This window comes from Lachnoanaerobaculum saburreum DSM 3986 (genome assembly GCF_000185385.1).
GTDB lineage: Bacteria > Bacillota > Clostridia > Lachnospirales > Lachnospiraceae > Lachnoanaerobaculum > Lachnoanaerobaculum saburreum.
This window is the reverse complement of the sequence record NZ_GL622296.1, coordinates 61,445-76,598: the sequence shown is the minus strand read 5'-3', so window position 1 is coordinate 76,598 and position 15,154 is coordinate 61,445. Positions and strand designations below refer to the sequence as shown.

The window sequence follows — 15,154 nt, the reverse complement described above, 5'->3', positions numbered from 1 at the left end:
GGCGGCTAGAATGGTGCACACGGCACTTTAAAGGTATTGGGCTATATTTCTACCTTAATGAATTAAAACGCCGTGTTGAGCAAAATAAGAGGAGTAGAGAAGATGTTAATACCGAATGTAGAAGTAAAAGAATTTGAAAAATTTGGATTTAAGCCATGCAGGGGGAATACGAAAAATTCGAAATGTTATTACTTATGCGTTGCAAGAGGATGTAGGCTTATGTTTGTCAGTCCTGTCTGCTTTGATATACAGGATTGGAAAAAAGATGATCCAAGGATACATAAAAAGCCAAATTGCAAGTACCGAGACCCTCGAACAGCTATAGATATTATGTATGAGCTTATAAAGTCCGGAATGCTAAAAAAGAGAGGTGAGTAAGTGACGGCAAAAGAATATTTAAAACAGCTTAAAACGCTTGATTGTCTTATAAAGGCCAAGCTGTTAGAAAAAGAATGTATAAGAGCGTTATCAACTAAGGTTACAGCCGGGAACAAAGAAAGGGTACAAGGTGGCAGTAGCGGTGGCATAGAAAGTGCAGTTATAAAGATGATGGAGTTAGAAGAACAGATAAATTCAGATATTGATAGACTTGTGAATTTAAAAGCTGAAGCGAGATTATTGATTGATGAGTTGGTAGACGACAAGCACAAGGTAGTGCTATCTATGTACTATGTGTCGGATATGACTTTCGAGATGATATCAGACGAAACGCATTACTCAGTTGGAGCCGTACATAAATTTTATAGGAGTGCTTTAAAGGAATTTGAGGAACTGTACAATTCCGAAAAAGAGTGAAAAAAATGTATAAAAGTAAAAATGGGGATATGATATAGTGTATGTGTGAAAAGTTTAAAGCAAGTATACTTTTTCATAATCCTCCTTTAATGTATGGTATCGGGGCAGGCTTTTATTGATGTTTCCCTGCCCCAAAAGTTAAAGGATAGTCTACTAAATATTTTTCTTCTTGAGAGGCAGCTTAACGGCTGTCTTTTTTGGTGCAAAATTTTAGAAAGGAGGTAGTCTGAATGACTGAAAAACAAAAAAGATTTTGTGATGAGTATATAATTGACCTGAATGCCACTCAGGCTGCCATTAGAGCCGGTTATTCTCCACACACAGCAAAAGATATAGCTTCACAAAACTTAGCAAAACTCAACATTTTAGCAGAAATTAACAAGAAGCTGGCAGAGAGATCCAAGCGCACAGGTGTAAATCAAGACAGGGTGGTTCGTGAGCTGGCAAAAATTGCATTTGTAAACGCCGCAGATGTAATTGACGACAGAGATGCAACAGTTAAGCCAACGGCAACCGATGATGACCGTGCCTGTATCCAATCTGTAAAGGTTAAAATCATGGATGGTGATAAGGGAAGCATGGAAGAGAGGGAAATAAAGCTGGCAGACAAAGTGAGAGCATTGGAGCTTTTAGGTAAGCATTTAGGTATGTTTAAAGACAAGTTGGATATTACTGCTAATGTGCCTGTAATTATATCCGGGGATGATGCTCTTGAAGACTGATTCTGTTAATATTCAACTGCCCGAGGTGGTAGGCAGAGGATATGGCACATATTGGCGGTATAAAGGCAGATATAGAGTCTGCAAGGGTAGTCGTGCCAGTAAGAAGTCCAAGACAACGGCACTGTGGTACATATGGGCAATTATGAAGTATCCACAGGCCAATTTGCTTGTGGTTCGAAAGGTATTCAGAACTTTAAAGGACAGTTGCTTTACAGAGCTTAAATGGGCGATAAGGAGACTGAAGGTTGAAAACCATTGGGAAGAGAAAGAATCACCGCTTGAGATGACTTACATACCGACTGGACAAAAGATATATTTCAGAGGATTAGATGATCCGCTTAAGATTACATCAATTACAGTAGAACAAGGATACCTTTGTTGGATGTGGCTTGAGGAGGCATATGAGATATCAAATGAAAACGACTTCAATATGCTTGATGAGTCTATAAGAGGTGCCATACCCAAAGACGTAAAACTGTTTAAGCAGATAACAATAACACTGAATCCTTGGAATGAGCATCACTGGATAAAGAAAAGGTTCTTTGATACTCCGGATGATGAAGTTCTGGCAATGACTACAAATTATCTTTGCAATGAGTGGTTAGATAAAGCTGATTTGAAGGTATTTGAGTCAATGAAAAAGAATAACCCACGAAGGTATCAGGTTGCAGGTCTTGGTGAGTGGGGAATTGTCGAAGGCCTTGTATATGAAAACTGGGAAGAGAAAGCCTTTGATATAGGCGAAGTTAAGAAGATATCAACAATTCAGTCCGTATTTGGGCTTGACTTTGGATATACAAACGATCCAAGCGCCTTGTTCTGTGGTCTTGTAGATACAAAGAGCAAGACTATTTGGGTATTTGATGAGATGTATAAGAAGGGCATGAGCAATGAGGCGATAGCTGACGAGGTTACTAAGATGGGATATGCCAAAGAGCGTATAAGAGCCGACAGTGCGGAGAAAAAGAGTATAGACAGATTAAGGCATTTGGGATTGCAAAGGGTAACTCCTGCTATCAAAGGTCCCGACAGTATTAGAAACGGAATTGACTTTATTCAAGGGTATCACATAATTATTCATCCCAAATGCGTGAATTTTATAACTGAAATAAGCAACTACACGTGGGACACCGATAAGAAAACGGGTGAGAAGATAAATAAGCCTATTGATGATTTTAACCACCTTATAGATGCTATGAGATATGCACTGGAGCCACTTTCATTTAAGAGTAAGGCTGTAGCAGGAAGGAGATTATAATGTGCCGCCATTGTTTTGTTAAACACGGAGATGTACGGGTTTGCCATAAATGCGGACTTACAATATTACCGAACGGTAAAGTATTTTATGATACAAAGCTAAAAAACAGGAAGGAGGTAAAAAATGAAAAGAGATGAGGACTATCCTGATTTTACAGGGTTTATAGATGCGCTTGACAGGGAAGGAATAACAGAGGAGCTTATCAGCAAACTTACGGCAAGGCATGCAACAAACCGCTTGCATACAAAGAACTTGTACGAGAGATATAAGTGCTATGAAGATAAAGTACCTATATTTGGACGGGAGCCAAGGTTCATAGATAGGGATTTGGAAGCATTAGGCGGCAAGCAATTAAACAACAGACTTAACCATGATTTCTTTGGTGAGATAAATGATGTTATGATTGGATATTTTGCCGGAAAGGCGGCCGCATATAGTTATGCCACAGATAATGATTCACTGGAAGAAACAGGTGGAGAGGACGGCGTTAGTGAAGCTCAGAAGTGTTTAACTGATTTTATAACAAGCAATAATTTTTATGACCTAAATCAAGAGGTGACCAAGTATGCGTCGGTGTGCGGATATGCGGGTCGCCTTTTTTATATCAACAAAGATGGTGAAGAGTCTTGCATGGTTGTACCGCCTTTTGAGTGTTTTGTGGTGAGTAAGGACAAGGTACAAAGTCCAAGCTACGCGGTAAGGTATTATAGCTATACGGATATAGACGGGGTCGAGAAATGGAAAGCTGAAGGTTATGATGCTAAAAGTATTTATTATTTTGAGGGGACTCCGGGAGCTTTTCAGTTTATAAAGGCGGAAGCTCATCTATTTGATTATTGTCCGCTTCAGCTTATACCGCTAAACGGGGAGATGATGAGCAGTGCCGAAAGGGTACTTACTCTTATTGACGAGTATGATCAGACAGTATCGGACAATGCAAATGACGCGGAAGGCAATACACAGGCACAGCAAGTATTTGACGGAGTGGATATATCGGATGAGGAGATTATAAAATCTAAAGTAAGCGGATCCATTCTTATTCCGCCTGTACTTCAGGGCAGTACACACAGTGTTTATTATCTTACTAAAGATATAAATGACGGATTTAATGAACATCATTTAGACAGATTAGAGAGGAATATATACAGGTTTTCCAAAACTCCTAATCTTAATGATCAGAGTTTTGGAAGTGCTTCCGGAATATCGCTAAAATTCAAGCTTACTGCATTTGAAGCAAAGTGCGGTGCATTCGAAGCCAAGATAAGCGGAGCCGATACCTATATGTTTAAGGTGATAGGTTCGGCATTTAACAAGAGAGGAATAGCATTTGATTATTTACAGTGCTATTCAGAATATAAGAGAAACTTCCCGGTTGATGTTGCAAGTGAAGCTAATGCGGTTCAGGCTCTTATCAATGCAGGTGTGCCGGATGAGATTGCTTATAATTACTTAAGCTTTGTAGATGATATTGATTATCTGATGGAACTTAAAGAAAAAAAGAAGCAGGATGCGGTGGATATGTTCACTCCTGATGATGATAAGGATGAGAATGCAGATGACTTAGAGGACGATAATGGAGACGACGAATCTTGATAAGTTTCTTCATACTGTGAGACGTATTGAGGAACACAGGGAAGAAAAGGCGGTTAATCAACTAAAGAAACTGTATAAGAGGCTTATAAAGGACTTGCAGTCACATCTTGGCACGGTATATGCAAAGTACTCTGATGAGAACGGGCTTTTGACATATGCAAGACTTCATAAAGATGCGTTGAATGCAAGACTGCTACAGGAAGTAGCCTCAAAGATGAATGATGTTACTCAGGCAGAGAAAAAGCTTATAACCGAGTTGGTAGAACAGACTTATTCAAATGCGTATAGCGGCATGGTGCAGGCTGTTGATAAGGCTGTAGATGACAAGGATTTGGTCGCAACTTTTGCACAGGTCCAATCAGCTAAGCCGCAAGCTCTAAGAGCCGCAGTAAATAATCCTGTACATGGACTTACCTTATCGGCACAGCTTGAGAAAAATAGGGCAAATATAATCTATGGTATACAGCAAGCTGTCGGCATAGGGCTTTCAGTTGGTGACAGGTATGACACTATGGCCAAGAGAGTACAAAAGACTTTGATAGGTGATGACGGTGCAGGCGGAAGCTATGCCAAGTCTATAAGGATTGTCAGGACTGAAGCTCATAGAGTAAGGGAACAAGGCAATCAGGATGCAGCTAAAGAATTGCATAATAGATTAGAACCTGAAGGCTTTGTGATGGTAAAAACTTGGCATACCATGAAAGATGAGCGAGTGCGACCCAATATATCAAGGAAGACCAAAAAAGGTTGGAAATACTCTATCGGTAACAGTAAATACAACCATGTGAAGATGGAAGGTCAGAGCGTACCGGTCAATGAGCCATTTACCCTTCCTTCAGGAGCTACTACAATGAGTCCGGGGATGAGCGGAGTTGCAGGTGAAGATATAAACTGTAGGTGCTTTGTAAGCTATGAGGTGAGGAAAGCATCTACAAATTCAAATGATAAACTGCAAGAGTATAGAAGTATTGATAGGGGAGAAATTAGAAATTTTAATATAGGTAAAATAGGAATAACATCAGCTAGAAAAATTGAAACATATCCTACTCCGGTATATATATCTGATAAAGTTAGTATAAAACCAAAAGCTTTATATACTATAAATAAAAATACTGAGGCGGCTATTAAGGCTTATGGTATACCGTTGAGCGAGAAGCCTACAATAGTTGTATTACATAGTTCAGAATTCCCCAATGCGTGGGGGGCTTATAATGCTTTTACAAATACAGTGTATTACACTCCAGATATACTCGACAATGCTTTTATTCCAAGAAAATATACTGAATTTCATGAGATGTGGCATATGAAGCAAGCATATGATTTTAGAAAAAATGGCTATGAGATTACAGAGAATAATTACGCCAAATATATAGGAAAACTCAGAAAAAAGTGCAGGAAGAATGTTGAAAAAATAGGTATCAACAGATATAATGTAAAAGAGATATCAGATTATGCCGAAAGGTCTTTTGCAATAGGCAAGTTTGATGAAGTAGAAGCAGAATGGTACACTAAGAAACAAATAGGAGAGCTGAGGTTGAAGAATGGTTCGTAGGTATACAGAAGAAGAAAAAAAGTTGATTTCAATATTTGAGCCTTGGTTTGAAAATGCGCATCTAAGAGATGATGCACCAATAGAGGCAATATTGGCTAAGGAAAAATTTGATGAGATAGATAGAAAAATAGATGAAAACTATTTTGGTTTTCAATAATTGAAAAACTCTAAGCACCTAAACAAACCAGGGTGCTTTTTTGTTGCAATAAATTGGTGGGCAATGCTTTAAGACTCCGTAAGGTGGGATAAGAGATTGCACTCCACAAATATAAGTGGCTTATTAAAATGTGAGCCTCGAAAGGATAATTTATGAATTTAGAGAAGTTAAAGAAGATGCTTGCTGACGGTGTTATCACAAGTGAAGAGTACAAAGAGTTACTTGAGAAATTCGGACTTGAAGATAATGAGCAGGAAGCGGATCCGCTTGACGGATTAGATGATAAGACAAAGGCATATGTCCAAAAGCTTTTACAGTCTGAGAAAGATAGGGAAGCGAATCGTGTGGGTAATGCTAAAAAGGCTGAATATGATGCTCTTAAGGCTGAATATGACAAGCTTAAGAACGACAAACTGTCTGAAGATGAGAAGCGTAAGCTTGAGGATGAAGAGAAGCGTAGAGCTTTGGAAAAGAAAGAGCGTGAGTTTGCATTGATGCAATGTAAATATGTTGCGACTCAAGAGCTTAAGTCTAAGGGACTTGATAACAGTGATGATATTGTACAGTTGGTTCTTGGTTCTGATGAAGAGGAGACTAAAAAGCGTGTTGGTGCTTTTTCATTGCTTATTGAAAAGCTTGTAAAGGAGAAAGTTGAAGAGCGCTTCAAGGAATCGGGAAGAGATATTCACAAGGGTAGCGGAAGCGGTGAGGATTACAATCCTTGGAAAAAGGAAAGCTTTAACATGACAAAACAGTTTGAAATTGAGGCGGCAGACCCGGAAAGAGCAAAGGTATTAAGAGCCGCTGCTAATGCATAGAAAGGAATAAATTTATGGCGGGAACAAAATTTGCAGATATGGTTATTGTACCGGAGAAGTTTACAGCGTATGTCAATGAAAAAACTACCAAGGTATCAGCGTTAGTTAAGTCAGGCATTGCTGTACCGGATGAAAGAGTTGCAGGACTTATAAACGGGACACCGCTTGGCGGAAATATGATCCAGATGCCTTCTTACAAGCCTTTAACAGGTGATGATGAGATTTTCGGTGAGGATACAATGATTCCTGACGGTATAAAGACAGCCAATGAGAGAGCAACTCTTTTGATTAGACAGAAGGCTTGGTCAGCTACGGACCTTGCTAAGGTAAAAGGCGGCTCCGACCCTATGGCGGCTATCGGAAATTATTTAGCCGATTGGTGGATTGAGAGGGAACAGGCTATATTCTTAAGTGTTCTTAAGGGCCTTTTTGCTACAGGTGGAGCTTTAGCAACAGAGCATCTGCATGATATCAGTGCCTTAAGCGGTGCAAATGCCGTAATAGGTGTTAATGCCGCCCTTGATACCAAGCAGTTGATGGGTGATGCGGCCAATAAGCTTGGAATTGTTGTAATGCATTCAGCAACATATACAAAGCTTCAGAAGAATCAGGATATTACCACACAGTATGATTCGGATTTGAAGGTTGAGATTGAGTATTATCTGGGTTATAGAATTATTGTAGATGATACAATGCCGGTAAATGCGGGTGTATATGATACTATGTTTGTAGGTCAGGGAGCATTTGCAAGGCAGGAAGGAACACCTATAGGACTTATAGGCACTGAAACGGATAGAGATATTTTGGCATCCAAGGATGTGCTGGTAAACAGAAAAGCATTTGTATTACATCCGAACGGAGTAAGTTTTACCGGTAACTTCACTACCGCTTACGCGGCAAATACCGACCTTGAGACTGCAACTAACTGGAAGGTTGTAGCCGACCTTAAGAATATTCCTATTGTTTGTCTCAGACATAAGATTGCGTAGGTGATTTATGGGTTTAACTTTTTTTGAACAAAGAAGAAGATTACTTGCAAGGCAAAGAGAGATGGAAGAAGTTGACAAAAAAGCGGTAGAAGAGCCGGCTACAGAGTCGGAAACAGAAACTGTTACAGAGTCGGAAACAGAAACTGTTACAGAGGATGAAACTACTGAAGACAGCAAACCAAAAAAGGCGGTAAAAGGCAAGGAGTAGCATATGACACTGACGGAAGAAAACTTAATAACTATGGGATTTACAGCAAATTCAGTCAGTGTTGATGATGTGCTGTATTTTTTTAGCGCAATTGATTGGTTAAGAGATAATACCGATTTTTCTTTTGGCGAGGATGTAAGTGTGGAGGATATAAGTAATCTTCCACATTCTGCCAAACTCTTTATTATCAAGTTCATATCTATGCTAAAGAGCGGTGCATTAAGCGGAAGTAATGTCACAAGTGAGAGTATAGGCGGTATGTCTAAGAGCTATGAGAGTTTTGTAAATGGAACTACAGGATTATGGCAGATAGCAAAAGAACTGTTAGGAAAGCATCTCATCAAAGGAAAGGCTAAATCTTTTGGAAGTTATTCGAGGTGGAAGTAATGGCTACTACCAGAGACGATATACCTAAGATTAGAGAGTCTTTTAAGGAGCTTGGAAATAAAGCTATAGAGGTAGGCGTATTCGGTGGCGAACAGGCGTGGCTTGCTCATATACATGAATACGGGTGCATTATACAGGTAACGCCTAAAATGAGGGCCTATTTAAAAGCCAACGGGCTTGCATTAAAGCCCTCCACAACAACAATAACTATTCCTGAAAGAGCTTTTTTAAGGAATGGCTATGATAAGGGCAAAGATGAGGTGTTATCAGTGTATACAGACTTTATAAGTTCAATGATAACCGGTAATGTTGATGCTGACACTATTCTTCACGCACTTGGGACTAATCTTGAGGGTAAAATAAAAGAGTATGCCACAAATCAGGTAGAACCGCCTCTACATCCTTATACGATTGAACATAGACAACACGGGGGAAGTAATCCTCTAAATGATACAGGGTCTATGATAGGGGCAATATCCCACAGAATTGTAGGTAAATGATTATGGAGTTTATTTTTTCTGATTTAATTTCTAAATATGAAGTACCATGTAAGCTTATAACATTCACACAAGGTAGCTATATAGCCGGTGAATATACAAAGGGTGAAAAGCTGTCAAGAGATATAAGAGCCGCTATAATTACAATGACAAGCAGGGCAATATATGAGAGCGGCGGAAGGCTTACAAGCTCCGACAGACATATGTTTATTGTAAAGGATAAAGACATTATCAATCTTGAAAGCGGTACTTTTTATGTGGAACATAACGGAAACAGCTTTAAGGTTGAGGAGAGTTACTTATATGGTGAAGACTATGCAGACTTTAACAGCTATACACTAAGGAGGGTAAGCAGTTTTAATGTTTGACTTAAATTCTTACAACAGGATTATTTGTGAGGGCATACAAAATGAATTAAATCTTATATGTGTGAAGTCCAATATCACGAGCCATATACCTAAGTACCCTTTTGTAAGTTTTACTGTAACCGCAATCGACTATAAGAGCAGGACTTACAGTGATGACGGTAAAAACAGGTATAAGCCTGTAGAGGTAAAGTACTCATTTACCATAAACAGCGATAACGATAATGAATGCTTTGAGCTTTGTCAGAAGTTACATGATTGGTTTGAAAGTGCGGTATATCTGAAGGATAAGAATATAAGTATAACGGAAATAAGCGGTATAAGTAATCGTGACAATATGCTCACCATCGAATATGAGTATAGAAAAGGATTTGATTGTGTGCTTAATGTTATGAATTACCTTGAGGGTAATGTTGAAAATATTGATAAATTTGAAGTAGAAAGGAATGATTTACATGCTTGATATTAATGTAAATATCAGTCTTACGGGGGCTGTAGGCTCTATAGGCAGCGGAGTACCTTGCATAGTGGTTTCAAAGTCTACAAGGGAAAAGGATTTTAAGGAATATAGTGAGTCAAAGGACTTAATCGGTGCAGGATTTGCCGAGGATTCAGGAGCCTATAAGCTTTTTCAGATTATGAAGATGCAAAAGAATCCGCCTGCCGCTATAGGAATAATTGAAACTGCGGGTAAAGCCGTCAGTGTTATACCTAAGTTAGTCGGGAAGGCAAGGCAGATTATAACATTGCTTGGTGACGGGGATTCAACTGTTGCTGAGGTGGCTAAGGCCGTTGAGGCTACAAACTCTCTTATTTATTTCCCTGTTATTAAGCAGATTTCAGAGGCGACAGGCCTTGAGAGCCTTGACAGAACTTGTGTAGGGGTCCATTCAAAAGGTCAGGATTTGGCGGCGGCTTTGGTCGGAGCTACCGCAGGATATGAGTCAGGTTCTTTTACTTATAAGAATGTTCTGATTAAAGGTGTTGCTCCTGATGATATCACTGACGGAGATGTGAAGCTTATCAATAATGAGAATAAGAGCGGAAATGTGTACGGATATACCATTCAAAGAAAGGCCGGAGATATAGTCACTACAGAGGGCAAGAGTGCGGCAGGTGAGTACCTTGATATAGTTGATGCTTTTGATTGGATTATATCTAATATAGCCTACCAGGCACAGAAGCTTCTTAACAATTCCAAGAAGGTAACTTATGATGATTCCGGTATAGGTATGCTTGAAGGTGTAACGAATAGTGTACTCAAAGAAGCCGATACCAAGGGAATGATTGCTCATGATGAGAATAAAACTGCTATGTATGAAACTGATTTCGGAAGAAGAAGTGATACTTCCGCATCCGACAGATCTGCCAGAGTGTATAAGCTTGGAAAGTTCAGTTTTGACCTTGCAGGAGCTATACATACAGCTACCATTAACGGTACAGCTACAATATAGGAGGTAATATATGGAAATCAAAAATTATAATCCTTCCGATGTGACTATCACGGTTGCTTCAAGGGCTTTTGGTACTTTTGCTGTTACGGGGCTTGGAGAAGATAATATCGAGTGTTCCGCAGACAATGATTTTGCCGAAGCTGTAACAGGTTTTCAGGGTGATGTGGTAATAAATGAGAGTGCTAAGAGGAACGGTACTATAAAAGTTTCTGTGCAGGCCACAAGTCCACAGCTAAAGGTACTGAAAAGAATGGCAGATGTTACGGATATATTTTCTGTCTGGGTTGTAAATAAGGCTACAAATGAGAAGACAGGAGGCTCTAAGGCTTTTATGAAGAAGCCTGCCGATAATAAGGTCGGTGAAAAGCTTGCAGACAGAGAATTTGAAATACAGGTATTAGATTATACGGATAGATAATTTAAGAGAGCTTAGGTTCTCTTTTTATTAAGGAAAAGGTGAATAAATGGTTAAGAGTTATCAGGTAGATAAAGAGATCAACGGAGTAAAGTATGTAGCCCAGTTTTGCGGCATATCAAACTGGCTAAATTGTGTTGACAAGTCAACTTTGGAGACCGGACAAACATCCACAAAGTTGTTGGCTGAAAATGTACTGAAAATGGGGCTTGTTGAGCCGAAGGATGTGGACATTGATGATTTTGAGACACAGGAGGAACTTCAGGAAGTGACTAACTTTGTTTCCGGTGTTATGAGAGGACACTTTCGAGAGAAGACTGTCGAAAAGCCGGTTAAGAAGTAGGGCAAAGGATAATTGGGCTTACTGGAGGCTTGTGTTGGACGGCGGACTTGATTTTAATACGGTTTTCTATCAAATGACACCGAACCAAGTTTCCGAGGCAAATTTTGCTTTGGACTATTATATAAGTTTAATGAAAAAGGATAGGGGGTGACAGATTGGCTGTAATTAGAGAAGATGTTATAAGGATTACTTTTGAGACCAATGAAAGCGGTCTTGAAACGGCAAGCAGTCAAATCAGCAGTGTTAATGATGAGGCACTGAATGCGGCTAATTCTGTCAGAGAACTTGACTCGGCTATGCAGGGGGCATCAGAGGCTTCCGCAAGTATAGCGGAGGGAGCAGGCAGTGGAATCACACAAACAAATAATGCAATAAGACAAACTGCAAGAGAAAGTTTAAGTCTTAGAGAAAGACTTTCAGGCGTAAGGTCTTCTTTGGCCGCTTTACCCGGTCATGCAGTTTCAAGAATAAGGCAAGGTATGGTTTCTTTGGCTCATTCTGCAAGGCAGGCCGTGACAGGCGGTATATCAAGACTTAGAAGCGGTATTTTATCTTTACCGAGGGCGGCTCTAAACGGTGTTGTAAACGGGTTTAAAAGGCTTGGCACAGGGATAAAAAACCTCCCTAAGAATGTTTTTAATAAGATTGTATCGGGTGTAAAAAAACTTGGTTCAGGGCTTAAGGCACTTCCCAAGAACGCTTTTAAGGGATTAATTGCGGGTGCCAAAAAGCTGGCAAAGGCGACTGCAAGTGCGGGTCTTTCATTAGCCAAGATTGCAGGTAAGGCTGTTCTTGGAGGTATTACAGCAGTAGGTGGCGCATTTGTCGGTTTGGCCACCAAGGCGGTAAATGCGTTCGGTGAGATGGAGCAAAATGTCGGAGGTTCAGAGACCGTTTTTCAGAATCTTGGAAATAAGATTACAAGCATTAATGCAAATATACAGGAAATAGATCCAAGTACCGGAAATCTTATAGACTCCACTCAGTCATTGGCCACAATATCGTCCAAAGCATATGCAACTATGGGTATATCTCAAAGTGATTACCTTGCGAACTTAAATAAGATGGGTTCACTGTTCCAAGGTTCAGGTCTTGAACAACAAAGGTCATTAGACTTATCTGTGCAGGCAATGCAAAGAGCGGCAGATGTGGCTTCTATTATGGGTATAGACCAGGCTGATGCACTTGAAGCTGTAACGGGTGCGGCTAAGGGTAACTATACTATGATGGATAACCTTGGAGTAGCTATGAATGCTACTACTTTGGGAGCATATGCACAGGCGCAAGGATTAAAAAAGACGTGGAATGAGATGAGTAACTCTGAAAAAGCGGAATTGTCTATGAAGTACTTTTTTGAGAGAACTTCACAGTATGCAGGAAACTTTGAAAGAGAAGCCAATCAGACGGTATCGGGTTCTATAGGGCTTTTTAAGGCGGCAGCGCAGACACTTGTAGGAAGTCTGGGAGATTCCGATGCCGATATTAAGAAATTGACAGGAAATCTTACAAAGTCTTTTTCGGCTATTGTAAAGAATGTTAAGCCTGTTGTCCAAAATGTGGTTAAAGCTTTGCCTACAGTGATTGAAGGATTAAAGGATGCTGTAGTGGAGTTTGCTCCTATAGTAAGAGGAGCTCTTGATCAGGCTGTACAGGCATTACCTACACTATTGCCCGGAGTGATAAACGGCGGTATGACAATTATGAACGGATTGGTAGGTTTGGTTAGAGAGAATATTCCGTCTGTAGTAAATGCCGCAGTTACCGCTATCCCTTTGCTTGCATCAAGCTTATTTTCTATGGCATCTCAATTATTCTTTGTAGGTACACAGCTTATTTTGGAGATTGCAAACGGAATTGCTCCGGCTCTTCCGTCTATGGTGCAAGGAGCTTATAGTGCGGTTCTATCATTCATTGACGGTGTAGTATTAATGCTTCCCAATATCTTATCTACAGGAATTAACATTTTGGGACAGCTTATAAGCGGAATTGCACAGTCTATGCCGATGATTGGTGAAAAAGCAGGTGAGATAATAGGGCATTTGATAACAGGTATTATAGGAGCTTTGCCACAGCTTGGAGAGGCCTTATTTAATGGGATTGTTGCTATTATAACCAATCTTCCGAAAATGCTTATGGGTGCTATAAAGGGCTTAGGCAAGGGCATTATGGATGGTGTAAAGTCGTGGTTTAGTGGAGATGACGGTAAGGATGCTTCTGATACGGGTGCTAAGACTTGTAACAGTATTGCCAACGGTATCAAATCCAATGAAGCTACTGTTGCGAGTGCAATGCAGGGAGTCTCCGCTACAGCATCAAGTGCATTTGTACTGGATACTAATGCGGTTAATACTTCTACTGCAAATATCGGAATGACATTTACACAATCTCTTGCAGGTCAGCAATCCACATTTGACACAGCTATGACTCAAAGTGCTACAGGTGCGTCAACCGCATTTGCCACCGGCATGACAAGTGGAATACCTTCTATCACTTCGGCAGGAACAAATGCCGCCAAAGCTGTAAATCCGCCGTTTAACAATATTAATCTAAAACCTTCGGGTGAGATGGCAGGACAAGGATTTGCAGACGGATTGGCATCTAAAAAGGGCATTATAATGGAAAAGGCCAGAGATATTGCCAACAGCGTAAGTCAGACTGTTAATAAGTCTTTGGATATTCATTCTCCGTCAAGGGTGGCTGTTAAAAGTGCCAGATTTTTTGACCTTGGACTCATAAAGGGGCTTGAAAGTTTAAAACCTAAGGTAGCCGAAAGTGCTAAATCCGTATCAAATACTGTGCAGAGTGCTTCCGAACCGGTAAGAGGGATAAGTACAAGCAATGTAACAAGCAGAAGCCAAAGCACAAGTAATAATTACTCTCCAAGCTTTGTACTTAATTTAAACGGAGCAAGTGCAAGCGACTCCAATAAGCGTAAAGTACAAAGATGGGTTAAAGAGTCTATTAAAGAAAGCTATGAGAGTATGTCAAGAACAAGGCTTGTAGCTGTGGAGGTATAATGGCACTTATTAACGGATTATATGTTTTTTGTGAGACTGAAGAAGTAAATCAAAGCGTGGAAGTAAGTTCACATCCTGTTGAAAGCGGGATTCCTCTTTCCGATCACGCAAAAAGAGGTCCGATAACTCTTAGTATTTCAGGTTATATAGTCGGGGATGAGTGGGAAAATACCAGACACCGAATAGAGCAGATGAAGAAGAATGCGGAGATAGTAAAATACGTCGGCAGGAATATCCTGTCAAGTATGCTTATAACCGCTTTTAAGTCCAACAGTGATGCGAGCATAAGAGACGGTGAAAAATTTACTATGGAGCTTACAGAGATACGAATTGCGGCCAGCCCTTATACCGCTACTACAGGTGATGTCGGGTTACAACAGGTACAGGAGGCGACCAACACTCAATCTGAACCGCCCAAAAGGAGAACGTATACTGTAAAAAAAGGGGATTGTCTGTGGAAGATTGCTAAAAGTTATTACGGTAACGGCTCTTTGTATCCCAAAATAGTAGATGCTAATAAGGATTTGATAAAGGATCCGAACAAGATACTTGACGGCTGGATATTGGTGATTCCGTAGGAGGAT

19 protein-coding genes are annotated in these 15,154 nt (G+C 40.1%); all 19 read left to right on the top strand.

Annotated elements, in window-relative coordinates; all coding sequences use genetic code 11:
- Positions 1-102 precede the first annotated feature (102 nt).
- The 19 genes from HMPREF0381_RS00405 to HMPREF0381_RS14275 all read left to right on the top strand — a co-directional run bounded on the left by HMPREF0381_RS00405 (position 103) and on the right by HMPREF0381_RS14275 (position 15,148).
- Complete coding sequence (locus HMPREF0381_RS00405; protein ID WP_040460959.1) at positions 103-378, top strand: hypothetical protein; 276 nt, start codon at positions 103-105, stop codon at positions 376-378.
- A complete protein-coding gene (locus tag HMPREF0381_RS00400; protein WP_008749862.1) occupies positions 379-795 on the top strand; it encodes a DUF1492 domain-containing protein in 417 nt (138 codons plus the stop codon).
- 230 nt (positions 796-1,025) lie between these two features.
- Positions 1,026-1,517: a terminase small subunit gene (locus HMPREF0381_RS00395; protein WP_008749861.1), complete on the top strand. Its 492-nt coding sequence runs from the start codon at positions 1,026-1,028 to the stop codon at positions 1,515-1,517.
- Positions 1,501-2,775 (top strand): PBSX family phage terminase large subunit, encoded by a 1,275-nt coding sequence (locus HMPREF0381_RS00390; protein ID WP_154647107.1) that lies wholly within the window; start codon positions 1,501-1,503, stop codon positions 2,773-2,775. Before HMPREF0381_RS00395 ends, HMPREF0381_RS00390 begins: the two co-directional genes overlap by 17 nt.
- Before the next feature lie 123 nt (positions 2,776-2,898).
- Positions 2,899-4,368 carry a phage portal protein gene (locus HMPREF0381_RS00385; protein WP_008749858.1) on the top strand — a complete coding sequence of 490 codons (1,470 nt, stop codon included), beginning with the start codon at positions 2,899-2,901 and terminating at the stop codon, positions 4,366-4,368.
- Positions 4,349-5,920, top strand: a complete 1,572-nt coding sequence (locus HMPREF0381_RS00380; protein WP_008749857.1) for a phage minor head protein — start codon at positions 4,349-4,351, stop codon at positions 5,918-5,920. Before HMPREF0381_RS00385 ends, HMPREF0381_RS00380 begins: the two co-directional genes overlap by 20 nt.
- The gene (locus tag HMPREF0381_RS14940; protein WP_008749856.1) at positions 5,910-6,077 is read left to right on the top strand and encodes a hypothetical protein; all 168 of its coding nucleotides are present in this window, start codon (positions 5,910-5,912) and stop codon (positions 6,075-6,077) included. Before HMPREF0381_RS00380 ends, HMPREF0381_RS14940 begins: the two co-directional genes overlap by 11 nt.
- Positions 6,078-6,229: 152 nt before the next feature.
- A complete protein-coding gene (locus HMPREF0381_RS14290; RefSeq protein WP_008749855.1) occupies positions 6,230-6,895 on the top strand; it encodes a capsid assembly scaffolding protein Gp46 family protein in 666 nt (221 codons plus the stop codon).
- 14 nt (positions 6,896-6,909) lie between these two features.
- Positions 6,910-7,884: a major capsid protein gene (locus HMPREF0381_RS00370; RefSeq protein ID WP_008749854.1), complete on the top strand. Its 975-nt coding sequence runs from the start codon at positions 6,910-6,912 to the stop codon at positions 7,882-7,884.
- 7 nt (positions 7,885-7,891) lie between these two features.
- Positions 7,892-8,092 carry a hypothetical protein gene (locus tag HMPREF0381_RS00365; protein WP_008749853.1) on the top strand — a complete coding sequence of 67 codons (201 nt, stop codon included), beginning with the start codon at positions 7,892-7,894 and terminating at the stop codon, positions 8,090-8,092.
- 3 nt (positions 8,093-8,095) lie between these two features.
- Positions 8,096-8,479: a head-tail connector protein gene (locus HMPREF0381_RS00360; protein ID WP_008749852.1), complete on the top strand. Its 384-nt coding sequence runs from the start codon at positions 8,096-8,098 to the stop codon at positions 8,477-8,479.
- Complete coding sequence (locus HMPREF0381_RS00355) at positions 8,479-8,979, top strand: hypothetical protein (protein WP_008749851.1); 501 nt, start codon at positions 8,479-8,481, stop codon at positions 8,977-8,979. Before HMPREF0381_RS00360 ends, HMPREF0381_RS00355 begins: the two co-directional genes overlap by 1 nt.
- 2 nt (positions 8,980-8,981) lie before the next feature.
- Entirely contained in the window at positions 8,982-9,344 is a 363-nt protein-coding gene (locus tag HMPREF0381_RS00350) for a hypothetical protein (RefSeq protein WP_154647065.1), read from the top strand.
- Positions 9,337-9,804 (top strand): phage neck terminator protein, encoded by a 468-nt coding sequence (locus HMPREF0381_RS00345; RefSeq protein WP_008749849.1) that lies wholly within the window; start codon positions 9,337-9,339, stop codon positions 9,802-9,804. Before HMPREF0381_RS00350 ends, HMPREF0381_RS00345 begins: the two co-directional genes overlap by 8 nt.
- Positions 9,797-10,795: a DUF3383 family protein gene (locus HMPREF0381_RS14285; protein WP_050784237.1), complete on the top strand. Its 999-nt coding sequence runs from the start codon at positions 9,797-9,799 to the stop codon at positions 10,793-10,795. The genes HMPREF0381_RS00345 and HMPREF0381_RS14285 overlap by 8 nt, the downstream gene beginning before the upstream one ends.
- A gap of 10 nt (positions 10,796-10,805) precedes the next feature.
- Entirely contained in the window at positions 10,806-11,213 is a 408-nt protein-coding gene (locus HMPREF0381_RS00335; RefSeq protein ID WP_008749847.1) for a phage structural protein, read from the top strand.
- Positions 11,214-11,259: 46 nt separating this feature from the next.
- The gene (locus HMPREF0381_RS00330) at positions 11,260-11,553 is read left to right on the top strand and encodes a hypothetical protein (protein WP_008749846.1); all 294 of its coding nucleotides are present in this window, start codon (positions 11,260-11,262) and stop codon (positions 11,551-11,553) included.
- Positions 11,554-11,708: 155 nt separating this feature from the next.
- Positions 11,709-14,570, top strand: coding sequence for a phage tail protein (locus HMPREF0381_RS14280; RefSeq protein WP_008749845.1), 2,862 nt, complete (start codon positions 11,709-11,711; stop codon positions 14,568-14,570).
- Positions 14,570-15,148: a LysM peptidoglycan-binding domain-containing protein gene (locus HMPREF0381_RS14275; protein WP_008749844.1), complete on the top strand. Its 579-nt coding sequence runs from the start codon at positions 14,570-14,572 to the stop codon at positions 15,146-15,148. Before HMPREF0381_RS14280 ends, HMPREF0381_RS14275 begins: the two co-directional genes overlap by 1 nt.
- Positions 15,149-15,154 lie beyond the last annotated feature (6 nt).

What these genes read in the sequence shown, in the direction of transcription:
- HMPREF0381_RS00405 (WP_040460959.1), top strand. Translation starts at nt 103, where the DNA reads ATGTTAATACCGAATGTAGAAGTAAAAGAATTTGAAAAATTTGGATTT.
- HMPREF0381_RS00395 (WP_008749861.1), top strand. Translation starts at nt 1,026, where the DNA reads ATGACTGAAAAACAAAAAAGATTTTGTGATGAGTATATAATTGACCTG.
- HMPREF0381_RS00390 (WP_154647107.1), top strand. Translation starts at nt 1,501, where the DNA reads ATGCTCTTGAAGACTGATTCTGTTAATATTCAACTGCCCGAGGTGGTA.
- HMPREF0381_RS00385 (WP_008749858.1), top strand. Translation starts at nt 2,899, where the DNA reads ATGAAAAGAGATGAGGACTATCCTGATTTTACAGGGTTTATAGATGCG.
- HMPREF0381_RS00380 (WP_008749857.1), top strand. Translation starts at nt 4,349, where the DNA reads ATGGAGACGACGAATCTTGATAAGTTTCTTCATACTGTGAGACGTATT.
- HMPREF0381_RS14940 (WP_008749856.1), top strand. Translation starts at nt 5,910, where the DNA reads ATGGTTCGTAGGTATACAGAAGAAGAAAAAAAGTTGATTTCAATATTT.
- HMPREF0381_RS14290 (WP_008749855.1), top strand. Translation starts at nt 6,230, where the DNA reads ATGAATTTAGAGAAGTTAAAGAAGATGCTTGCTGACGGTGTTATCACA.
- HMPREF0381_RS00370 (WP_008749854.1), top strand. Translation starts at nt 6,910, where the DNA reads ATGGCGGGAACAAAATTTGCAGATATGGTTATTGTACCGGAGAAGTTT.
- HMPREF0381_RS00365 (WP_008749853.1), top strand. Translation starts at nt 7,892, where the DNA reads ATGGGTTTAACTTTTTTTGAACAAAGAAGAAGATTACTTGCAAGGCAA.
- HMPREF0381_RS00360 (WP_008749852.1), top strand. Translation starts at nt 8,096, where the DNA reads ATGACACTGACGGAAGAAAACTTAATAACTATGGGATTTACAGCAAAT.
- HMPREF0381_RS00355 (WP_008749851.1), top strand. Translation starts at nt 8,479, where the DNA reads ATGGCTACTACCAGAGACGATATACCTAAGATTAGAGAGTCTTTTAAG.
- HMPREF0381_RS00350 (WP_154647065.1), top strand. Translation starts at nt 8,982, where the DNA reads ATGGAGTTTATTTTTTCTGATTTAATTTCTAAATATGAAGTACCATGT.
- HMPREF0381_RS00345 (WP_008749849.1), top strand. Translation starts at nt 9,337, where the DNA reads ATGTTTGACTTAAATTCTTACAACAGGATTATTTGTGAGGGCATACAA.
- HMPREF0381_RS14285 (WP_050784237.1), top strand. Translation starts at nt 9,797, where the DNA reads ATGCTTGATATTAATGTAAATATCAGTCTTACGGGGGCTGTAGGCTCT.
- HMPREF0381_RS00335 (WP_008749847.1), top strand. Translation starts at nt 10,806, where the DNA reads ATGGAAATCAAAAATTATAATCCTTCCGATGTGACTATCACGGTTGCT.
- HMPREF0381_RS00330 (WP_008749846.1), top strand. Translation starts at nt 11,260, where the DNA reads ATGGTTAAGAGTTATCAGGTAGATAAAGAGATCAACGGAGTAAAGTAT.
- HMPREF0381_RS14275 (WP_008749844.1), top strand. Translation starts at nt 14,570, where the DNA reads ATGGCACTTATTAACGGATTATATGTTTTTTGTGAGACTGAAGAAGTA.